A 17,280-nucleotide genomic window follows, 5' to 3' on the forward strand; every position below is an offset into this window, starting at 1 on the left:
GCGACAGTGCCGTGTCACGTCGTGTCGGAGGAGACCGATGGTGGAAGCCGTGCGAGATGCCCGTGTCGTCGTCACCGGGGCGGGAGGCGGCATCGGCGCCGCGATGGCCAGACGCTTCGTCGCCGAGGGGGCCCGGGTCGTGGTCAACGACCTGGACGCGGACAAGGCGGAGGCGGTGGCGGAGGAGATCGGCGCGATCGCCGTCCCCGGGGACGCCTCGGCGGTGCTGGAGCCCGCCCGCGAGGCCCTGGGCGGGGGGATCGACGTCTTCTGCGCCAACGCCGGCATCGCCGGCAGCGACGGCAGCCTCGCCCCCGACGACCAGGCCTGGGAGCGGGCCTGGGACGTCAACGTGATGGCGCACGTGCGCGCCGCCCGCGCCCTGGTGCCCGAGTGGCTGGAGCGCGGCGGGGGCCGCTTCGTGGCCACCGTCTCCGCGGCCGGGCTGCTCACCATGATCGGCGCGGCCCCCTACAGCGCCACCAAGCACGCCGCCTACGCCCACGCCGAATGGCTCGCGCTCACCTACCGCCACCGCGGGATCAAGGTGCACGCGATCTGTCCGCAGGGCGTGCGCACCGACATGCTGGCCGGCTCCGGCAGCGCGGGCGACCTGGTCCTCGCCCCCACCGCGATCGAGCCCGAGGACGTGGCCGACGCCCTCTTCAAGGGCATCGCCGAGGACCGCTTCCTGATCCTCCCGCACCCGGAGGTCGCCGAGTACTACGCGGCCCGGGCGGCCGACCCGGAGCGCTGGCTGACGCACATGAACCGTCTGCACCAGAAGTGGGAGAGCATCCGATGACGACCGAATCCCGGTACGCGGCGAAGCCCTGGCTGGCCCTGCTGACCGACGTGCAGAAGGCCCCCCTCACGCCGCCGGCCAGCGCCGTGCACGCCCTGGAGCGCGCCCTGGCCGCCCGCGCGGACGGGACCTTCCTCGCCTACTTCGACGGCCGCCTCACCTACGGCGAGGTCGCCGCCCTCACCGACTCGGTGGCCGGCCGGCTCGCCGCCCGCGGCGTGGCCAAGGGCGACCGCGTCGCCGTGCTGCTGCAGAACTCCCCGGCCTTCGTGCTCGCCGTCCTCGGCGCCTGGAAGGCCGGCGCGACCGTGCTGCCGGTCAACCCCATGTACAAGACCGGCGAGGTCAGGCACGTCCTCACCGACGGCGGGGTCAGGGCGCTGATCTGCTCCGACCGCGCCTGGGAGGCCTACCTGCGCGACGCCGCCGACGGCACCCCGGTCGAGTTCGCCCTCACCGCCTGCGAGCTGGACTTCCAGAGCCGCGACGACAAGCGCGTCCTCGACTTCGAGCGGCTGCCCGTGGCCGCCGACGCCGAGGACCTCACCGAGGCCGCCCGGGCCGGCCACCCCGCGCCCGAGGGCCGCGAGCTCGGTCCCGACGACATCGCGCTGATCAGCTACACCTCGGGCACCAGCGGCGCCCCCAAGGGCGCCACCAACACCCACGGCAACCTGATGTACAACGCCGAGCGGCAGGCCACCGGCCTCGGGCTGCCCGAGAACGCCACGTACTTCGCGCTCGCCCCGCTGTTCCACATCACCGGCATGGTCTGCCAGTTCCTGGCCGCCCTGAACAGCGCCGGCAGCCTGGTGCTCGCCTACCGCTTCGAGGCCGGCGTGGTGCTCGACGCCTTCGTCGAACACCGCCCGGCCTACACCGTCGGCCCGTCCACCGCCTTCATGGCGCTGGCCGCCCACCCGTCCGTCGGCCGGGACCACTTCACCTCCTTCTCCCAGATCTCCTCCGGCGGCGCCCCGCTGCCGCCCGCGCTGGTGGACTCCTTCGAGGCCGCCTTCGGCCCCTACATCCAGAACGGCTACGGGCTCACCGAGTGCAGCGCCCCCTGCGCCTCGGTCGTCGGCGGCCTGCGGGCCCCCGTCGACCCGGTCTCCGGCACCCTGGCCGTCGGCGTCCCCGGCGCCGACACCGTGGTGCGCGTCCTGGACGACCAGGGCGAGGAGGTCCCGTTCGGCGAGCAGGGCGAGATCGTCGTCAAGGGCCCGCAGGTCGTGCCCGGCTACTGGCGCCGCCCCGAGGCCACCGCCGAGACCTTCCCCGACGGGGAGCTGCGCACCGGCGACATCGGCTTCATGGACGAGCAGGGCTGGCTGTACGTCGTCGACCGCAAGAAGGACATGATCAACGCGTCCGGCTTCAAGGTCTGGCCGCGCGAGGTCGAGGACGTGCTCTACACCCACCCGGCGGTCCGCGAGGCGGCCGTGGTCGGCGTCCCCGACGGCTACCGCGGGGAGACGGTGAAGGCGTACATCTCGCTGCGCCCGGGGGCCGAGGTCACCGGCGACGACCTCGCCGCATACTGCAAGGAGCGCCTGGCCGCGTACAAGTATCCGCGGCTGGTCGAGATCCTGCCGGACCTGCCGAAGACGGCGACTGGCAAGATCCTGCGCAGGGAACTGCGCGCGACGAAGTAGTTCCCGCACACGCGTACGACGAAGGAACCGGAAGGACAGGTGGCGGCACGATGGCCAGGACGACGGACGGAGACGGCACGCCCGTTCCCCAGCGGCTGCTGGCCGCCGCCACCCGTCTCTTCGCGGAGCGCGGCTACGACCGCACCTCCGTGCAGGAGATCGTGGAGGCGGCCGGCGTCACCAAGGGCGCGCTGTACCACTACTTCGGCTCCAAGGAGGACCTGCTCCACGAGGTCTACGCCCGGGTGCTGCGGCTCCAGCAGGAGCGGCTGGACCACTTCGCGCGGCTGGACGCCCCGGTGGAGCGCCGGCTGCGCGAGGCGGCCGCCGACGTGGTCGTGACGACCATCGAGAACCTCGACGACGCGTCGATCTTCTTCCAGTCGATCCACCACCTCAGTCCCGAGAAGAACAAGCAGGTGCGGGCCGAGCGGCGGCGCTACCACGAGCAGTTCAAGGGGCTCATCGAGGAGGGCCAGGAGGCGGGCGTCTTCTCCCGCGCCACACCGGCCAGCCTGGTGGTCGACTACCACTTCGGCTCCATCCACCACCTGTCGACCTGGTACCGCCCCAACGGCCCGCTGGGCCCGCGCGAGGTGGCCGACCACCTGGCGGACCTGCTGCTGCGCGCGCTGCGGCCCTGACGCCGACGGCGAAAGGCGCGGGGTGGGGACGAGCCCGGCTCGTCCCCACCCCGCGCCTTCGTGCGCCTAGAGGTACTTCTTCAGCTCACGCCGGGCCAGCGACCGCTGGTGGACCTCGTCCGGCCCGTCGGCCAGCCGCAGCGTCCGCGCCCCGGCGTACAGCTCCGCCAGCGGGAAGTCCTGCGAGACCCCGCCGGCGCCGAACAGCTGGATGGCCTGGTCGAGGATCCCGCACACCGTCCGCGGCGTGGCGATCTTGATGGCCTGGATCTCGGTGTGCGCACCCTTGTTGCCCACCGTGTCCATCATCCAGGCCGTCTTCAGCACCAGCAGCCGCAGCTGCTCCACCGCGACCCGCGCGTCGGCGATCCAGTTCTGCACCACGCCCTGCTGCGCCAGCGGCTTGCCGAAGGCGGTGCGCGACACGGCCCGGCGGCACATCAGCTCGATCGCCCGCTCGGCCATGCCGATCAGCCGCATGCAGTGGTGGATGCGGCCCGGACCGAGCCGCGCCTGGGCGATGGCGAAACCGCCGCCCTCCTCGCCGACCAGGTTCGACACCGGCACCCGGACGTCGTCGAAGACCACCTCGGCATGCCCGCCGTGGTACTCGTCGCCGTACCCGAAGACCGTCATCGCCCGCTCCACCCGCAGACCCGGGGTGTCGCGCGGGACCAGCACCATCGACTGCTGACGGCGGATGTCCGCGCCGTCCGGGTCGGTCTTGCCCATCACGATGAAGATCTGGCACGCCGGGTTCATCGCCCCGGAGATGTACCACTTCCGGCCGTTGATCACATATTCGTCGCCCACCCGCTCGATCCGGGTGGTGATGTTGGTGGCGTCCGAGGAGGCCACCTCCGGCTCGGTCATCGCGAAGGCCGAGCGGATCTCGCCGGCCAGCAGCGGCTCCAGCCACTGCTTCTTCTGCTCGTCGGTGGCGAACTGGTTCAGCAGCTCCATGTTGCCGGTGTCCGGCGCCGCGCAGTTCAGGGCGTCCGGGGCCAGCTGCGGGGAACGGCCGGTGATCTCGGCGAGCGGGGCGTACTGCAGGTTGGTCAGCCCCGCGCCGTACTCGGCGTCCGGCAGGAACAGGTTCCACAGCCCGCGGCGACGGGCCTCGGCCTGCAGGTCGTGCAGCACCGGCACGTGCTCCCACGGGTCGGCGAGCGCGGCGCGCTGCTCGCGGGCCACCGCCTCCGCCGGGTAGACGAACTCCTCCATGAACGCGAGGAGTTCGGTACGCAGTTCCTCGGTGCGCGCGTCGAACGCGAAGTCCATGATCAGCCTTCCTGCAGAGTGGTGAGGCCGTGCTCGATGAAGTAGGGCACCAGATCGCCGATGCGGTCGAAGCCGCCGCCGACGGTCTGGCCGAGCGTGTACCGGTAGTGGATGCCCTCGAGGATCACCGCGAGCTTGAACCAGGCGAAGGCGGTGTACCAGGAGACGGCCGAGACGTCACGGCCGGACAGCGCCGCGTACCGCTCGACCAGCTCGGCCGGGGCGGGGTGGCCCGCGGCCTCGGCGGTGGTGGAGACGGGGGAGCCGGGCAGCCCGTGCGGCGTGCTGTACATGACCAGCAGGCCGAGGTCGGTCAGCGGATCGCCCAGGGTGGACATCTCCCAGTCCAGGACGGCCTTGATCCGGTCGTCCTCGCCGATCAGCACGTTGTCCAGGCGGTAGTCGCCGTGCACCACGGCGGGCGCGGGGGAGTCCGGCAGCCGGGCGCCCAGCGCGGCGTGCAGCTCGTCGATGCCCGGCAGCTCACGGCTGCGGGAGGCGGCCAGCTGCTTGCCCCAGCGGCGCAGCTGGCGCTCCAGGAAGCCCTCGGGGCGGCCGAAGTCGCCCAGCCCGACCGTCTCCGGGTCCACCGCGTGCAGCTCCACCAGGGTGTCCACCAGCCCCAGCACCGCGTCGCGGGTGCGCCCGGGGCCGAGCGGGGCGAGCTGCTCGGCGGTCCGGTACGGCGTGCCGGTGACGAACTCCATCACGTAGAACGGCGCGCCCAGCACCTCCTCGTCCTCGCAGAACAGGACCGGGGCGGGCACCGGCACGGCCGTCGGGTGCAGGGCGCTGATCACCCGGTGCTCGCGTCGCATGTCGTGCGCGGTGGCCAGCACGTGCCCCAGCGGCGGACGGCGCACCACCCAGCGGCCGACGCCGTCGGTGACGTGGTAGGTGAGGTTCGACCGGCCGCCCTCGATGAGGCGGGCGGACAGCTCGCCCCGCAGCAGGCCGGGCCGCTCACGCTCGAGCAGTTCGCGCAGCCGGACCGGATCGAGGCCTGGCGGATGGTCGGGGCGGCTCATTCTCGAGCTCCTTCGGGCGACGACGACGAAGACACCAGATCATGATGCCGACCGGTCGGTATGCCGTCCATAGCCGGAACCTAACGTGACGGGAACAACCTTGCCCCGCGCGGCCGGCGCGGAGCCTCCCGAGGGCTTCCGCGACGGGGGGTTCAGGGCGCCAGGATGTCCAGCTCGCGCAGCGCGCCCACGGTGATCTCCCGGGTCAGGCGCTCCGCCTCCGCCGCGTCGCCCTCGCGGACCGCCTCCGCCACCCGGACGTGGAGCGTCACGGCGGCCGGGTCCGGATCCTCGAACATCACCTCGTGGCGGGTGCGTCCGCCGAGGACCTCGGCCACCACGTCACCGAGGCGCGCGAACATCTCGTTGCCCGAGGCGCTCAGGATCACCCGGTGGAAGGCCACGTCGTGGACCAGGTACTCCGCCAGCCGCTGCCCGCGGGAGGTGGCCACCATGCCGAGCGCGCACCGCGTCAGCTCCGCGCACTGCTCCGGCGAGGCGTGGCGCGCGGCCAGACCGGCCGCCACCGGCTCGACGGCGGAGCGCAGGACGGTGAGCGAGCGGAGCTGACGGGCGCGGTCGGCGCCGGCCAGCCGCCAGCGGATGACCTGCGGGTCGTAGACGTTCCACTCCTCCACCGGCCGCACCGTCACGCCGACCCGGCGGCGGGAGGCGACCAGTTGCATCGACTCCAGGACCCGCACCGCCTCGCGCATCACGGACCGCGAGACCCCGTACTGCTGGGCGAGTTCGTCGGTGCGCAGCACGCTGCCGGGCGGGTGCTCCCCCGCGGTGATCGCCGGCCCGAGGCGGTCGAGTACCTGTGCGTGCAGCCCGCGGGCCTGGACGGTCATGGCATCAGGGTATGGGATGTCGCACACCTCAAAAGTCAGACTTTTTAAGTCCTCGGTCTTGAATTTGTCACATCACATGAGTTTCAGTGTCCCCGGCAGACGAGAGTCGACGAAGACTGCGAGAAGACCATGGCCCCTGAACCCGCCCAGCCCGTCCCACCGGTCGTGGTGGTCATGGGGGTCGCCGGCACCGGCAAGACCACGATCGGCCGCCGCCTCGCCGAGCTCCTCGACGTCCCCTTCGCCGAGGGCGACGAGTTCCACCCGCCCGCCAACATCGCCAAGATGACGGCCGGCACCCCGCTGGACGACGAGGACCGGGCCCCCTGGCTGGACCTGATCGGCGCCTGGGCGCACGAGCGCCGCGGCACCGGCGGCGTGGTCAGCTGCTCGGCCCTCAAGCGGGCCTACCGCGACCGTCTGCGGGCCGCGGGCCCCGGCCTGTTCTTCGTCCACCTGAGCGGCGACCGCGCCCTGGTCGAGCAGCGGATGGCCGGCCGCAAGGGGCACTTCATGCCCCGCTCGCTGCTGGACTCCCAGTTCGCCACCCTCCAGCCGCTCCAGCCCGACGAGGCCGGCGTCGTCGTCGACCTCGCCGCACAGCCGGAGGAGATCGCCCGGACGGCCGAGGCCGCCGTGCGCGCCGCCGCCTGATCGCCGCCCACCCCCGCCTTCCTCTCCCCACGGGTCCCCACGGCCCACCCCGCACCACCCGCCCCCACACCCAGGCCCCCGCACCCCCCTCGCAAGGAACCACCGTGACCAGACTCAGCGTCGAGACTCTGGCGGCGGACGCCGTCGAGCCGATCACCTCGGCCGGCCATGCCCACCTGGGCATCGCCGTGCTCGCGGGCATCGCCGTCATCGTCGTGCTCATCACCAAGTTCAAGCTGCACGCCTTCCTGGCGCTGACCGTCGGCTCGCTGGCCCTCGGCGCCTTCGCCGGCGCCCCGCTGGACAAGACCATCGCCAGCTTCACCACGGGACTGGGCTCCACCGTCTCGGGCGTCGGCGTGCTGATCGCCCTGGGCGCCGTCCTCGGCAAGCTGCTCGCCGACTCCGGCGGCGCCGACCGGATCGTCGACACCATCCTGGCCAAGGCGAACGGCCGGGCCATGCCGTGGGCGATGGTGCTGATCGCCTCGGTGATCGGCCTGCCGCTGTTCTTCGAGGTCGGCGTGGTCCTGCTGATCCCGGTGGTGCTGATGGTGGCCCGCCGCGGCAACTTCTCCCTGATGCGGATCGGCATCCCCGCCCTGGCCGGCCTCTCCGTGATGCACGGCCTGATCCCGCCGCACCCCGGCCCGCTGGCCGCCATCGACGCGGTGGACGCCGACCTCGGCCTCACGCTGGCGCTGGGCCTGGTCGTCGCGATTCCCACGGTGATCGTCGCCGGTCCGCTCTTCTCCCGCTACGCCGCCCGCTGGGTCGACGTGCCCGCGCCCGAGCGGATGGTCCCCGTCGTCGACGAGGACCAGGACCCGGCCAAGCGCCCCGGCTTCGCCCCGACCCTCGCCACCATGCTGCTGCCGGTCGTGCTGATGCTGGCCAAGGCGCTGGTCGACATCGTCGTGGACGACCCGGAGAACTCCGTCCAGCGCGTCTTCGACGTCGTCGGCTCCCCGATGATCGCCCTGCTCGCGGCCGTGCTGGTGGGCATGTTCACGCTGGGCCGCGCCGCCGGATTCACCAAGGAGCGCCTCTCCACCACCGTCGAGAAGTCCCTCGCCCCGATCGCCGGCATCCTGCTGATCGTCGGCGCGGGCGGCGGCTTCAAGCAGACCCTGATCGACTCGGGCGTCGGGCAGATGATCCTCGAGATATCCGAGAACTGGTCGATCCCCGCGCTGCTGCTCGCCTGGCTGATCGCCGTGGTGATCCGTCTGGCCACCGGCTCGGCGACGGTCGCCACCATCTCGGCGGCCGGCCTGGTCGCCCCGCTCGCGGCGGGCATGTCCCCGGCGGAGACGGCGCTGCTGGTCCTGGCCGTCGGCGCCGGATCGGTCTTCTTCAGCCACGTCAACGACGCCGGGTTCTGGCTGGTCAAGGAGTACTTCGGGCTCTCCGTCGGCCAGACGATCAAGACCTGGTCGGTGATGGAGACGCTGATCTCGGTGGTCGGCGGAGCGACGGTGCTGCTGCTGTCGGTCTTCGTCTAGCCCTGCTGCCGTGACCGGGGTGGAGCGGCCGGTCCGCTGCACGCCGGTCACGGCCGCGGGCCACGTGCGCCCGGCGCGGCCGCAGCCGCCCGGGCGTTGCGGTGCGTTCGGGTGGTCGGAGGGCGTCACGGTCGGGTGAGGAGCGGGCCGGGGCCGCACCCGAGGTGACAGTGGGAGCGACAACCTCTCAGGTCCGTCCCCAAGGAGCGCCTCGTGGCACATCTCAGCATCATCGGCACCGGCACCATGGGCCAGGCGATCGCCGGCGTCGCCACCCGAGGCGGCAGCACCGTCGAGCTGCTCGGCAAGGCCGACGCCGACAAGTCCCTCACCGGCGACATCGTCGTCCTCGCCGTGCCCTACCCGGCCGTCGACGCCGTTCTCGGCGCGCGCGGCGAGCAACTGGCCGGCAAGGTCGTCGTGGACATCACCAACCCGCTGGACTTCACGACCTTCGACTCCCTCGTCGTCCCCGCCGACAGCTCCGCCGCGGCCGCGATCGCCGCAGCGCTGCCGCGGTCCAAGGTGCTGAAGGCCTTCAACACGACCTTCGCCGCCACGCTGGCGTCCGGAACCGTCGGCGAGCTGCCCACCACCGTCCTGGTCGCCGGCGACGACGCCGACTCCAAGGCGCTGCTCGCCGGCGTGGTCACCGCCGGCGGCCTGCGCGCCGTCGACGCCGGGTCCCTCAGGCGCGCCCGCGAACTGGAGGCGCTCGGATTCCTCCAGCTCACCCTCGCCGCGCGGGAGAAGATCGCCTGGACCGGCGGGTTCGGCGTCGTGGACTGAGCGCGGGAGCGGCCGCACGGCGGCGGGTGCGGTTGGATGTCGGCATGACCGGTTCCGAGTCCGACGCGGACATCCTGGCCGCGCACGCCGCACGTTCGGCGGAGGAGATCCTCGACGTCGTCGACGAGCACGACCGGGTCGTCGGCCGGCGGCCGCGCGGGGAGGTGTACGCGCGGGGCTTGCGGCACCGGTGCGTCTTCGTCGAGGCGCGGGACGCCGAGGGCCGCGTCTTCGTCCACCGCAGGACGGCCACCAAGCTGGTCTACCCCTCCCTGTACGACATGTTCGTGGGCGGGGTGGTCGGCGCGGGGGAGTCCTACGAGGTGGCCGCCCTGCGCGAGGCCGAGGAGGAGCTGGGGGTGAGCGGGCTGCCGCAGCCGGAGTTCCTGGACAAGTTCCTCTACGACGACGGCGCCGGGAACAGCTGGTGGTCGGCCGTCCACCAGGTCCGCTGCGAGCAGCCGGTCCGGCCGCAGCCGGAGGAGGTCGCCTGGCACGCCTTTCTCACGGAGGAGGAGCTGACGGACCGCATCGACGCCTGGGAGTGGGTGCCGGACGGCCTGGCCGCCTACCACCGCCTGCGGGAGCTCCGCGGACGCGCCTGAGCGGGCCCGGCCCGGTCCGGCCCGGTCCGGGCTCAGCCCTGGACGTCGCCGTCCACGTACAGCCAGGCCCCGGACCCGCCCTGCTCCCGCTCGAAGCGGCTGTGTTCGGTCATCGCGCCGCCGCGGTAGGAGGCGCGGAAGGTGACCGTGCCGGTGGAGTGGAAGGCCGTCCCGCCCTCGGCGGCCAGGATCTCCAGCCCCGTCCAGCGGGTGCCGGGGTCCAGGTCGAGCTCCGCCGGACGGGTCCGCGGGTGCCAGGTGCGCAGCAGGTACCCCGCCTCCAGCTTCACGAAGGCGCTGTACCGGGAGCGCATCAGCTGCTCGGCTGTGGCCGCGAAGGCGGAACCGGAGTGGAACCGCCCGCAGCAGGCGTCGTAGGGCCGAGGCAGCCCGCAGGGGCAGGAACGCGCGGTGGACATGTGCCCATTCTGCCCGCCCCCGGGGGCTCCGCCGTCCTCGGTCCCCCTCGCCGCCGAGCCGCGTGGGACCGGGACCGCCCGGCCGCACAGGACCGGGAGGGCAGGGGCGTGGGCCGGGTTGTGGCCGCCGGGGCTCGGGACGGGTCGTGGCCGCCGGGGCCAGGGACGGGTCGGGCGTGGGCTCAGGCGAACTCGGGGGCCGGGACGGCCGGGCCGCCCAGGGCGTCGCGCATCGCCGGTTCCGGCATCCGCAGGGTGACCATGCGCCGCCAGCCGCCCGCGCGCTCGAGGGCGTACATCGCGTGGATGCCCGCGGTCAGCGCGGCCCGCTTCGGGGCCGTCCAGCCGAGGATCCGGCCCATGCGGGCCATCACCGCGATGCTGACGTCCCGGTAGACCGCGATCTCGGCCAGCGCCGTCTCGCGCAGCGTCCGCCGGATCAGCCGCCCGTACCCGGCAGCCGACAGCCGCAGCAGCTCCTCGTGGCAGTAGGCGAGATGGTGGTCCTCGTCGGAGGAGATCATCCGCACCGCACGCCCGACGTCCGGGTGGTCGCCGAAGACGGCGCACAGCAGCCGCATCTGCTCCGACGCCCGCTGCTCGGTGACCCGGCTGTGCGCGAGGTACACGACCAGGTCCCGAACGCTCAACTGCTCCTCGCGGCGCAGCTTGTGGTGCGGGAGCCCGATGCCGTCGCGCTCCAGCAGCATCGTGTAGTCGACGTCCGTCGGGACCTCCACCGGCTCCAGCCCGCGCTTGCGCATCAGCGCGGTGAAGATCCGCCCGTGCTTGTCCTCGTCCGCTCCGTGGCGGGCGATCCGCGGCCCCATCTCGCGCTCCTCGGCCGGCACCAGCGCCGCGATCCGGGCGTTCTCCCAGCCGCCCTGCGCCTCACCGCCGGCGGCGACGGAGCAGAACAGGCGGAACGCCTCGTCGTTGTCGAAGATCTCCTGGAACAGACTCCTGGCGGAAAGCATGGGGCACCCCTCTTCCGAGGACACGGACGCGGATCTCCGGAGACCGAGTCAACGGCCGTGCCCCGGGCGGCGCAACAGCTCCGGGCGGCCGATGGGCCGATCGGAGGACCGCCGGACGGCGCCGGCACGTAACCGGCGCGCCGCCGGCGCGTTGTTCCCCGTGACGGCCGTGGCGGGGAGGACCCCCGAGCCCCCACCACGGCCGCAGAGCTCCCCTACGTGCCGGAATTCCGGCACCGGGCCTCAGGTGAGGTCGGCGCGCTCCAGGGCCTCCATGCCGGCGCGCAGCGCGGTGATCCGCTCCTCGAGCGTGAAGCCTGCCGGGGCCAGCGTCAGGGTGGTGACGCCGGCGGCGGCGTAGGCCTTCATCCGGTCGGCGATCCGGTCCACCGAGCCCAGCAGGGTGGTGCTGTCGATCAGGTCCTGCGGGACCGCGGCGGCCGCGCCGTCCTTGTCGCCCGCCAGGTACTTGTCCTGGATCTCGGCGGCGGCCTGCTCGTAGCCCATGCGCTGGGCGAGCTGGTTGTAGAAGTTCTGCTTCCGGCTGCCCATGCCGCCCACGTACAGCGCGGTGTAGGGGCGGAAGACGTCGGCCAGCGCCGGGACGTCCTTGTCCTCGCCCACGGCCAGCGGCAGCGTGGGGACGATGTCGAAGCCCTCCAGCGTCTTGCCCGCCTTCTCGCGGCCCGCGCGGATGTGCCGGACCGCGGTCTCCTCGAGGTGGTCGGCCGACGGGAAGATCAACAGGGCGCCGTCCGCGATCTCGCCGGTCTGCTCCAGGTTCTTCGGGCCGATCGCCGCGATGTAGACCGGGATGTGCTCGCGCTCCGGGTGCACGGTCAGCTTCAGCGGCTTGCCCGGGCCGCCCGGCAGCGGCAGCGTCCAGTGCTGGCCCTCGTAGGACAGGCGCTCGCGGGTCATCGCCTTGCGGATGATCTCCACGTACTCACGCGTACGGGCGAGCGGCTTGTCGAACTTGACGCCGTACCAGCCCTCGGAGACCTGCGGGCCCGAGACGCCCAGGCCCAGGCGGAAACGGCCGCCGGAGAGGGAGTCCAGGGTGGCCGCGGTCATCGCCGTCATCGCGGGCTGACGGGCCGGGATCTGGAAGATCGCCGAACCGACGTCGATGCGCTCCGTCTGGGCCGCGACCCAGCTGAGCACCGTGGCGGCGTCGGAGCCGTAGGCCTCCGCGGCCCAGCAGACGGAGTACCCCAGGCGGTCGGCCTCCTTGGCCACCTCCAGGTTGTCCGAGTCCATTCCGGCGCCCCAGTAGCCGAGGTTGATCCCGAGCCGCATACCGCACCCCTTACCGATCAGTAACGTCCCTGTCCAGCAGGACCCTAGCGCGCGAAGGGCCCGGTGGGGAGCGGGGGAGGGGGCGACGCGGGTCACGTCGGAGGGTGACTGGCGGTAAGGGCCTGGCCCGGGTTGTCCACAGGGTTCCCCGGGAGACGAATCCGGCCAGTAATGTGCGCGTCCATGAAGCAGAGGCATCTCGGCCGGACCGGCCTGCGCGTGTCCCGCATCGGGCTCGGCACCCTCACCTGGGGCCGGGACACCGAGGAGCACGAGGCCGCCGACCTGTTGCGGACGTTCTGGGAGGCCGGCGGCACCCTCGTCGACACCGCCGACATATACGGCGGCGGCGAGGCCGAGTACCTGCTGGGCAGGCTGCTCGCCGACCTGGTGCCGCGCGAGGACCTGGTCATCTCCACCAAGGCGGGCAGCGTGCCCGACCCCGAGCGCCGCGTCGACGGCTCGCGCGGCCACCTGCTGGCCGCCCTCGACGCCTCGCTCGCCCGCCTCGGCACCGACCACGTCGACCTGTGGCAGGTGCACGCGTACGACGACCGCACCCCGCTCGAGGAGACGCTGCAGGCCCTCGACATCGCCGTTACCAGCGGCCGCGCCCGCTACGTCGGGGTCTCCAACTTCTGCGGCTGGCAGCTCGCCCGGGCCGCCACCTGGCAGCTCGCCGTGCCCGGCGCGCGGACCGCGCTGGCCGGCACCCAGATGGAGTACTCGCTGCTGCAGCGCGGTGTCGAGCGGGAGGTGCTGCCCGCCGCGCGCGAGCTGGGCATCGGCCTGCTGCCGTCCTCGCCGCTGGGGCGCGGCGTGCTCACCGGCAAGTACCGCACGGGCACCCCCTCCGACTCGCGCGGCGGCTCCGAGCACCTCGCCCCCTTCGTCGCCCCGTACCTCGACGACGCCGCCGCGCGCATCGTCGACGCGGTGGCCACCGCCGCCGACGGGCTGGCCGTCACGCCGCTCCAGGTGTCGCTGGCCTGGATCCGCGACCGGCCCGGGGTCACCGCCCCGGTCGTCGGGGCGCGCACGCCGCAGCAGCTGGAGGCGGCACTGTCGGTGGAGACGCTTACGCTTCCGGACGAGATCTGCAGGGCTCTCGACGACGTGTCGGCGCCCGAGCACCGCTATCCCGATCACGACTGGAGCACGCTGTGACGACGGACCCCGAGACCACGGAGCAACCCGAGCCGGGGCCGCGGGACGAGGGCGCCGACCGGACCGCGGAGCGGACCACCGCCGAGAGGCCTGCCGGTGAGGCCGCGGTGAAGCCCGCGGGGGACGCGCCCGAGGGAGCCCCGCAGGACCCCGCGGGGGACGCCGTCGCGGGAGCCGGGGCATCGGCGGAGCCGGGCGACGAGGTCGCCGCAGCCGCCGGGGAGACCGCCGGGGAGACCCCCGTGGACGCCGCCGGGGAGAGCGCCGGCGACGGCGCCGGGACGGGGCCCGCGGAGGACCACGGCGACGAACCCGCGGCTGCGGAGGCCGACGGCGAGGAGGCCGCGTCCGGGGAGACCGACGTCGCGGAGCCGGTGGCCGCGGAGGACGGCGGGACGGCCGCGGCGGAGATGTCCGAGGCGGAGGCGGAGCTGCTGGCGCAGAAGCGGGAGCGCGAGCGGATCGAGCGCCGCAAGGCGGCCAAGCAGGGCCCGGTGGAGGCCGGCGGGAAGCTGTCCGGCACCGCCGCCGAACTGCTCGCCGCGGTGCGCGCGGTCGAGAAGGGTGAGAAGCCCGCCGGAAGCGTGTTCAGCGAGCCGCCCGCCCCGCGCCGGCCCGCCGTGCCGGAGCCCGAGCGGCCCCGCCCCACCCCGCCGCCCGCCGCGGCCCCCGCAGGGCCCGACCCGGCCGCCGTGGAGTCCGTGCGCGCCGTCCTGGCGGCGGGAGGAGCCCCCGAGGCCCTCGCGCCGTCCGCCGCCGCCGTGCTCGGCGAGGGCGCCGACGTGCTGCTGCGTGAGGACCCCTGGCAGCTGCTGCGGGTCGAGGGCGTCCGGCCGGAGCACGCGGACGCCTTCGCCCGCGCCCTGCTGGGCCCCGAGGTCCGCCCCGACGACGAGCGCCGCGGCCGCGCGCTCACCGTGCGGGCGCTGGAGCGGGCGGCGCTGTCCGGGCACACCGCGCTGGAGGCGCCCGCCCTGGCCGCCGCCCTCGGCGCGCAGGGAGTGCCCGACCCGGACGCCGCCGTGCAGAGCGCGGTGGCCGAGGGCGACGTGCTGGTGTTCCAGGACGCGCTGGACGACGTCCCCGCCGCGGCCCCCGCCGTCGCTCCGGCCGCATCCGCGGAGGAGGGCGAAGAGGCCGAGGAGGAGCGCCCCGTGCGGGTGCTCGTCGGACTCGAGCGCTACGCCATGGCCGAGGAGAGCCTCGCCGACGGCCTGGCCCGCCTGGTCAACACCACGCCCGCGGGATCGGCGGAGGACTGGGAGGCGGCGGCCGCGCGGCTGCGCGGTTCCGCCTCGGACCTGGTCCGCGCCGTCGCCGGCCACGCGCTGGTGCTGCACACCGGGGGCGAGGCGGCCCGCGCCGAACCCGCCGCCCTGCTCGCCGCCGCGGCTTCCCTGGGGCTGCGGGTGTGCGCCGTCACCCACACCGCGGACGGACGCCGCCGGCTGCGCGCCGCGCTGGCCGGGGGGCCCGTGGACGAGCGGGCCGTCGTCACCACCGCCGGGCTGCTCTCCGGGGCCCAGGGCCCGGCCCGGGACGCCGACGGGGCGCTCGGCCTCGACCTGCTGGTGGTGCTCGACGCCCCCCAGCTCGGCGTGGAGAGCGCCGCCGTCCTGGTGGAGTCGCTGCCCGACGGCGCCCGGCTGGTCCTCGGCGGCGACCCGGCAGTGCTGTGGTCGGCCGGGCCCGGCCGGGTCTTCGCCGACCTGCTGGCCGCCAAGGTGTGCCCGCAGGTCGCCTCCCGGACGCCCGACCCCGGGCCGGTCGGGGAGCTGGTCTCCGCCATCGGGGTGGGCGAGCTGATCACCGTCGAGTCGCCCGGTCACGAGGTCGCCGTCGTGCCCGTCCGGGACCCCCGCGAGGCGGTGCACCGGACGGTGCAGCTGATCGCGGACTCGGTGCCCCGGGCGATCGGCGTGCCGCCCGAGCAGACCCAGGTCCTCACCCCCGGCCACGGCGGCGCGGTCGGCACCCGGGTGCTGAACGCCGCGCTCAAGGAGCGGTTCAACCCCGGCCCCGGCCGCTTCGGCGGCTTCGACCCCGGGGACCGGCTCGCCTGGTCGCCGGAGCCCGGGCGCACGGTCCTGGGGCGCGTCGCCAAGGGGGACGCCGAAGGACTCCACCTCGACCTGGCCGGCGCGACGGTCGTCGTGCCGCCGGACGCCGTCGAGCGCACCCTGCGCCACGGCTGGGCGGTGACGGCCCATCAGGCGGTCGGGCAGCGCTGGCCCGCCGTCGTCGCGGTGCTGCCCGGCGATGCCGGGGCCGCGCTCGACCGGGCGTGGGTGTACACCGCCTTCGGCCGGGCGGAGCGGCACCTGTCCGTCGTCCAGGGCGTCGGCCCGGCCCTCGCCGAGGCGGTCGCCTCCGGTGCGCCCCGGCCCCGCACCACCCGCCTCCCGGCCCTCCTGCGGGCCGCCCGTCAGGCCTGACGCGAGCGGAGACCCCGCGGGCGGCCCGGCCGGTCCGGGTCGCCCACGGGGTCCGTGGGGTCCTGCGGTGCGCAGAAGGGCGACGCACGCGACGCCCGCGACGCACGCGATGCCCGCACCCTGCGGGCTCCGCGCGACATCCGGCGTCGGTCCCGTCAGCCCAGGTCGTCGTCGGAGTCGTCGTCGAAGACCGCGGAGACGTCGAAGCGGCAGACGACCTGCGCCGGGTCCGCGGCCTCGAAGGGGGCGGCGAGCCACTCACCGGCCTCGGCGGGCTCCTCCTGCGCCGTCACCCAGAGCGTGGAGTCGCCCTCCTCCAGCCCGAACTCCCGGTGCCGCGAGGCGATCTCGTCCGGCTCGTACTCGCCGAACAGCAGCCCCAGCGCACCGTGCGTCGTCCTGGAGAACGCCTCGTCGCCGAGGTCGTCCGCCGCGTCCTCGTCCGCCTCCTCGATCCGGCGCGCGGCGGCCAGCAGCCGCTGCGGCTCGGTGACGGTGTAGTCCCGCCGGATCAGCACGCCGACCGCCTGCGGCTCGGCCGGTCCCTCGTACGGAGGGAGGGACTCCTCGATCCCCGGGATCTCGAACGGCGTCACCTCGTCGTGCACCGTGTACAGCAGCTCGTCGTAGACCTCGGCCGCCGCGGCCAGCTGGTTGAACGCCTCGTGGACGGCCGGGTCGTCCTCCCCCGACCGCCGTTCGACCGCCGCAAGGTGGCGGTCGAGCGCGACCTTGACCGCCTCGACGGCGGCACGGACCTCGGCAGCGGTGGGCTGCGCAGCATCAGACATGGTGCAGACGCTATCCGTACCGGGCGGGTGCCCGCACAATGGATGCGATGGCCGAATACGAATTTGTCGACGTGTACGTACCGCGCGGGGTCTCCCGCAAGGACACGGCACGCCTGCTGACGGACCACGCGGAGTACGGGCACTGGGAGTTGTACCGCCTCAGCCTGATGCGGGACGGCAGCCGCAGGGTGCGGCTGCGCAGACGGATCATCCGACAGGTACGCGCGACATGGTGAACGGGTGAAGCGGGGGCCCCCCCGGCGGGGCCCCCCGCACCCCGCAGAGGGGGTGTGCCCCCGGGGGTCAATTGAAACCCCCCCGGGCGAGCCCCGGGGGAGGTGAAAACACCCGCCCGCCCCGCGCCCCCGCCCG

At 74.1% G+C, this 17,280-nt stretch carries 17 protein-coding genes; 10 read left to right on the top strand and 7 right to left on the bottom strand.

The genetic code is table 11. From position 1 onward, the window contains the following. Positions 1–37 precede the first annotated feature (37 nt). From ACFRAV_RS12210 to ACFRAV_RS12220, 3 genes are read left to right on the top strand one after another with little or no spacing between them, the layout of a single operon-like run. Positions 38–805, top strand: coding sequence for an SDR family oxidoreductase (locus ACFRAV_RS12210; RefSeq protein ID WP_382554186.1), 768 nt, complete (start codon positions 38–40; stop codon positions 803–805). After that, positions 802–2,460 carry an AMP-binding protein gene (locus ACFRAV_RS12215; protein WP_382554187.1) on the top strand — a complete coding sequence of 553 codons (1,659 nt, stop codon included), beginning with the start codon at positions 802–804 and terminating at the stop codon, positions 2,458–2,460. Before ACFRAV_RS12210 ends, ACFRAV_RS12215 begins: the two co-directional genes overlap by 4 nt. A 50-nt stretch (positions 2,461–2,510) precedes the next feature. Continuing rightward, the gene (locus ACFRAV_RS12220) at positions 2,511–3,104 is read left to right on the top strand and encodes a TetR/AcrR family transcriptional regulator (RefSeq protein WP_382554189.1); all 594 of its coding nucleotides are present in this window, start codon (positions 2,511–2,513) and stop codon (positions 3,102–3,104) included. 66 nt (positions 3,105–3,170) lie between these two features. Here ACFRAV_RS12220 and ACFRAV_RS12225 read toward each other — a convergent pair whose 3' ends face one another. The 3 genes from ACFRAV_RS12225 to ACFRAV_RS12235 all read right to left on the bottom strand — a co-directional run bounded on the left by ACFRAV_RS12225 (position 3,171) and on the right by ACFRAV_RS12235 (position 6,267). Beyond that, entirely contained in the window at positions 3,171–4,385 is a 1,215-nt protein-coding gene (locus ACFRAV_RS12225) for an acyl-CoA dehydrogenase family protein (RefSeq protein WP_382554192.1), read from the bottom strand. A 2-nt stretch (positions 4,386–4,387) separates the two neighbouring features. Then, positions 4,388–5,413, bottom strand: coding sequence for a phosphotransferase family protein (locus ACFRAV_RS12230; protein WP_382554195.1), 1,026 nt, complete (start codon positions 5,411–5,413; stop codon positions 4,388–4,390). Between the two features lie 152 nt (positions 5,414–5,565). Next, entirely contained in the window at positions 5,566–6,267 is a 702-nt protein-coding gene (locus tag ACFRAV_RS12235; RefSeq protein ID WP_382554197.1) for a FadR/GntR family transcriptional regulator, read from the bottom strand. Between the two features lie 129 nt (positions 6,268–6,396). On the opposite strand from ACFRAV_RS12235, the gene ACFRAV_RS12240 reads away from it, so the two are divergent. The 4 genes from ACFRAV_RS12240 to ACFRAV_RS12255 all read left to right on the top strand — a co-directional run bounded on the left by ACFRAV_RS12240 (position 6,397) and on the right by ACFRAV_RS12255 (position 9,820). Then, entirely contained in the window at positions 6,397–6,921 is a 525-nt protein-coding gene (locus ACFRAV_RS12240; protein ID WP_382554199.1) for a gluconokinase, read from the top strand. Positions 6,922–7,025: 104 nt separating this feature from the next. Continuing rightward, the gene (locus tag ACFRAV_RS12245; protein ID WP_382554200.1) at positions 7,026–8,426 is read left to right on the top strand and encodes a GntP family permease; all 1,401 of its coding nucleotides are present in this window, start codon (positions 7,026–7,028) and stop codon (positions 8,424–8,426) included. A 213-nt stretch (positions 8,427–8,639) separates the two neighbouring features. Continuing rightward, positions 8,640–9,215: an NADPH-dependent F420 reductase gene (locus ACFRAV_RS12250; protein ID WP_382554202.1), complete on the top strand. Its 576-nt coding sequence runs from the start codon at positions 8,640–8,642 to the stop codon at positions 9,213–9,215. A gap of 44 nt (positions 9,216–9,259) precedes the next feature. Next, on the top strand, positions 9,260–9,820 hold the full coding sequence (locus ACFRAV_RS12255; RefSeq protein WP_382554203.1) for an NUDIX hydrolase: 561 nt from the start codon (positions 9,260–9,262) through the stop codon (positions 9,818–9,820). Between the two features lie 32 nt (positions 9,821–9,852). Here the strand turns inward: ACFRAV_RS12255 and ACFRAV_RS12260 are convergent, their stop codons facing one another. The 3 genes from ACFRAV_RS12260 to ACFRAV_RS12270 form a co-directional block, all read right to left on the bottom strand. Continuing rightward, positions 9,853–10,239: a YchJ family protein gene (locus ACFRAV_RS12260; protein WP_382554206.1), complete on the bottom strand. Its 387-nt coding sequence runs from the start codon at positions 10,237–10,239 to the stop codon at positions 9,853–9,855. Positions 10,240–10,421: 182 nt separating this feature from the next. Next, positions 10,422–11,216, bottom strand: a complete 795-nt coding sequence (locus tag ACFRAV_RS12265) for a ferritin-like domain-containing protein (RefSeq protein ID WP_382554208.1) — start codon at positions 11,214–11,216, stop codon at positions 10,422–10,424. Between the two features lie 243 nt (positions 11,217–11,459). Further along, positions 11,460–12,515: an LLM class F420-dependent oxidoreductase gene (locus ACFRAV_RS12270; RefSeq protein WP_382554210.1), complete on the bottom strand. Its 1,056-nt coding sequence runs from the start codon at positions 12,513–12,515 to the stop codon at positions 11,460–11,462. A 183-nt stretch (positions 12,516–12,698) separates the two neighbouring features. On the opposite strand from ACFRAV_RS12270, the gene ACFRAV_RS12275 reads away from it, so the two are divergent. Next, entirely contained in the window at positions 12,699–13,682 is a 984-nt protein-coding gene (locus ACFRAV_RS12275) for an aldo/keto reductase (RefSeq protein WP_382554211.1), read from the top strand. After that, positions 13,679–16,117 carry a helix-hairpin-helix domain-containing protein gene (locus ACFRAV_RS12280; RefSeq protein ID WP_382554214.1) on the top strand — a complete coding sequence of 813 codons (2,439 nt, stop codon included), beginning with the start codon at positions 13,679–13,681 and terminating at the stop codon, positions 16,115–16,117. Before ACFRAV_RS12275 ends, ACFRAV_RS12280 begins: the two co-directional genes overlap by 4 nt. 155 nt (positions 16,118–16,272) lie before the next feature. On the opposite strand, the gene ACFRAV_RS12285 is transcribed toward ACFRAV_RS12280, so the two are convergent. Continuing rightward, entirely contained in the window at positions 16,273–16,908 is a 636-nt protein-coding gene (locus ACFRAV_RS12285; RefSeq protein ID WP_382554216.1) for a hypothetical protein, read from the bottom strand. Between the two features lie 47 nt (positions 16,909–16,955). Here ACFRAV_RS12285 and ACFRAV_RS12290 point away from each other — a divergent pair, with 47 nt between their 5' ends. Beyond that, a complete protein-coding gene (locus ACFRAV_RS12290) occupies positions 16,956–17,144 on the top strand; it encodes a DUF5703 family protein (protein ID WP_108956220.1) in 189 nt (62 codons plus the stop codon). Positions 17,145–17,280 lie beyond the last annotated feature (136 nt).

Source organism: Streptomyces sp. NPDC056600, from assembly GCF_042792855.1.
In the GTDB taxonomy this organism is placed as follows: Bacteria; Actinomycetota; Actinomycetes; order Streptomycetales; family Streptomycetaceae; genus Streptomyces.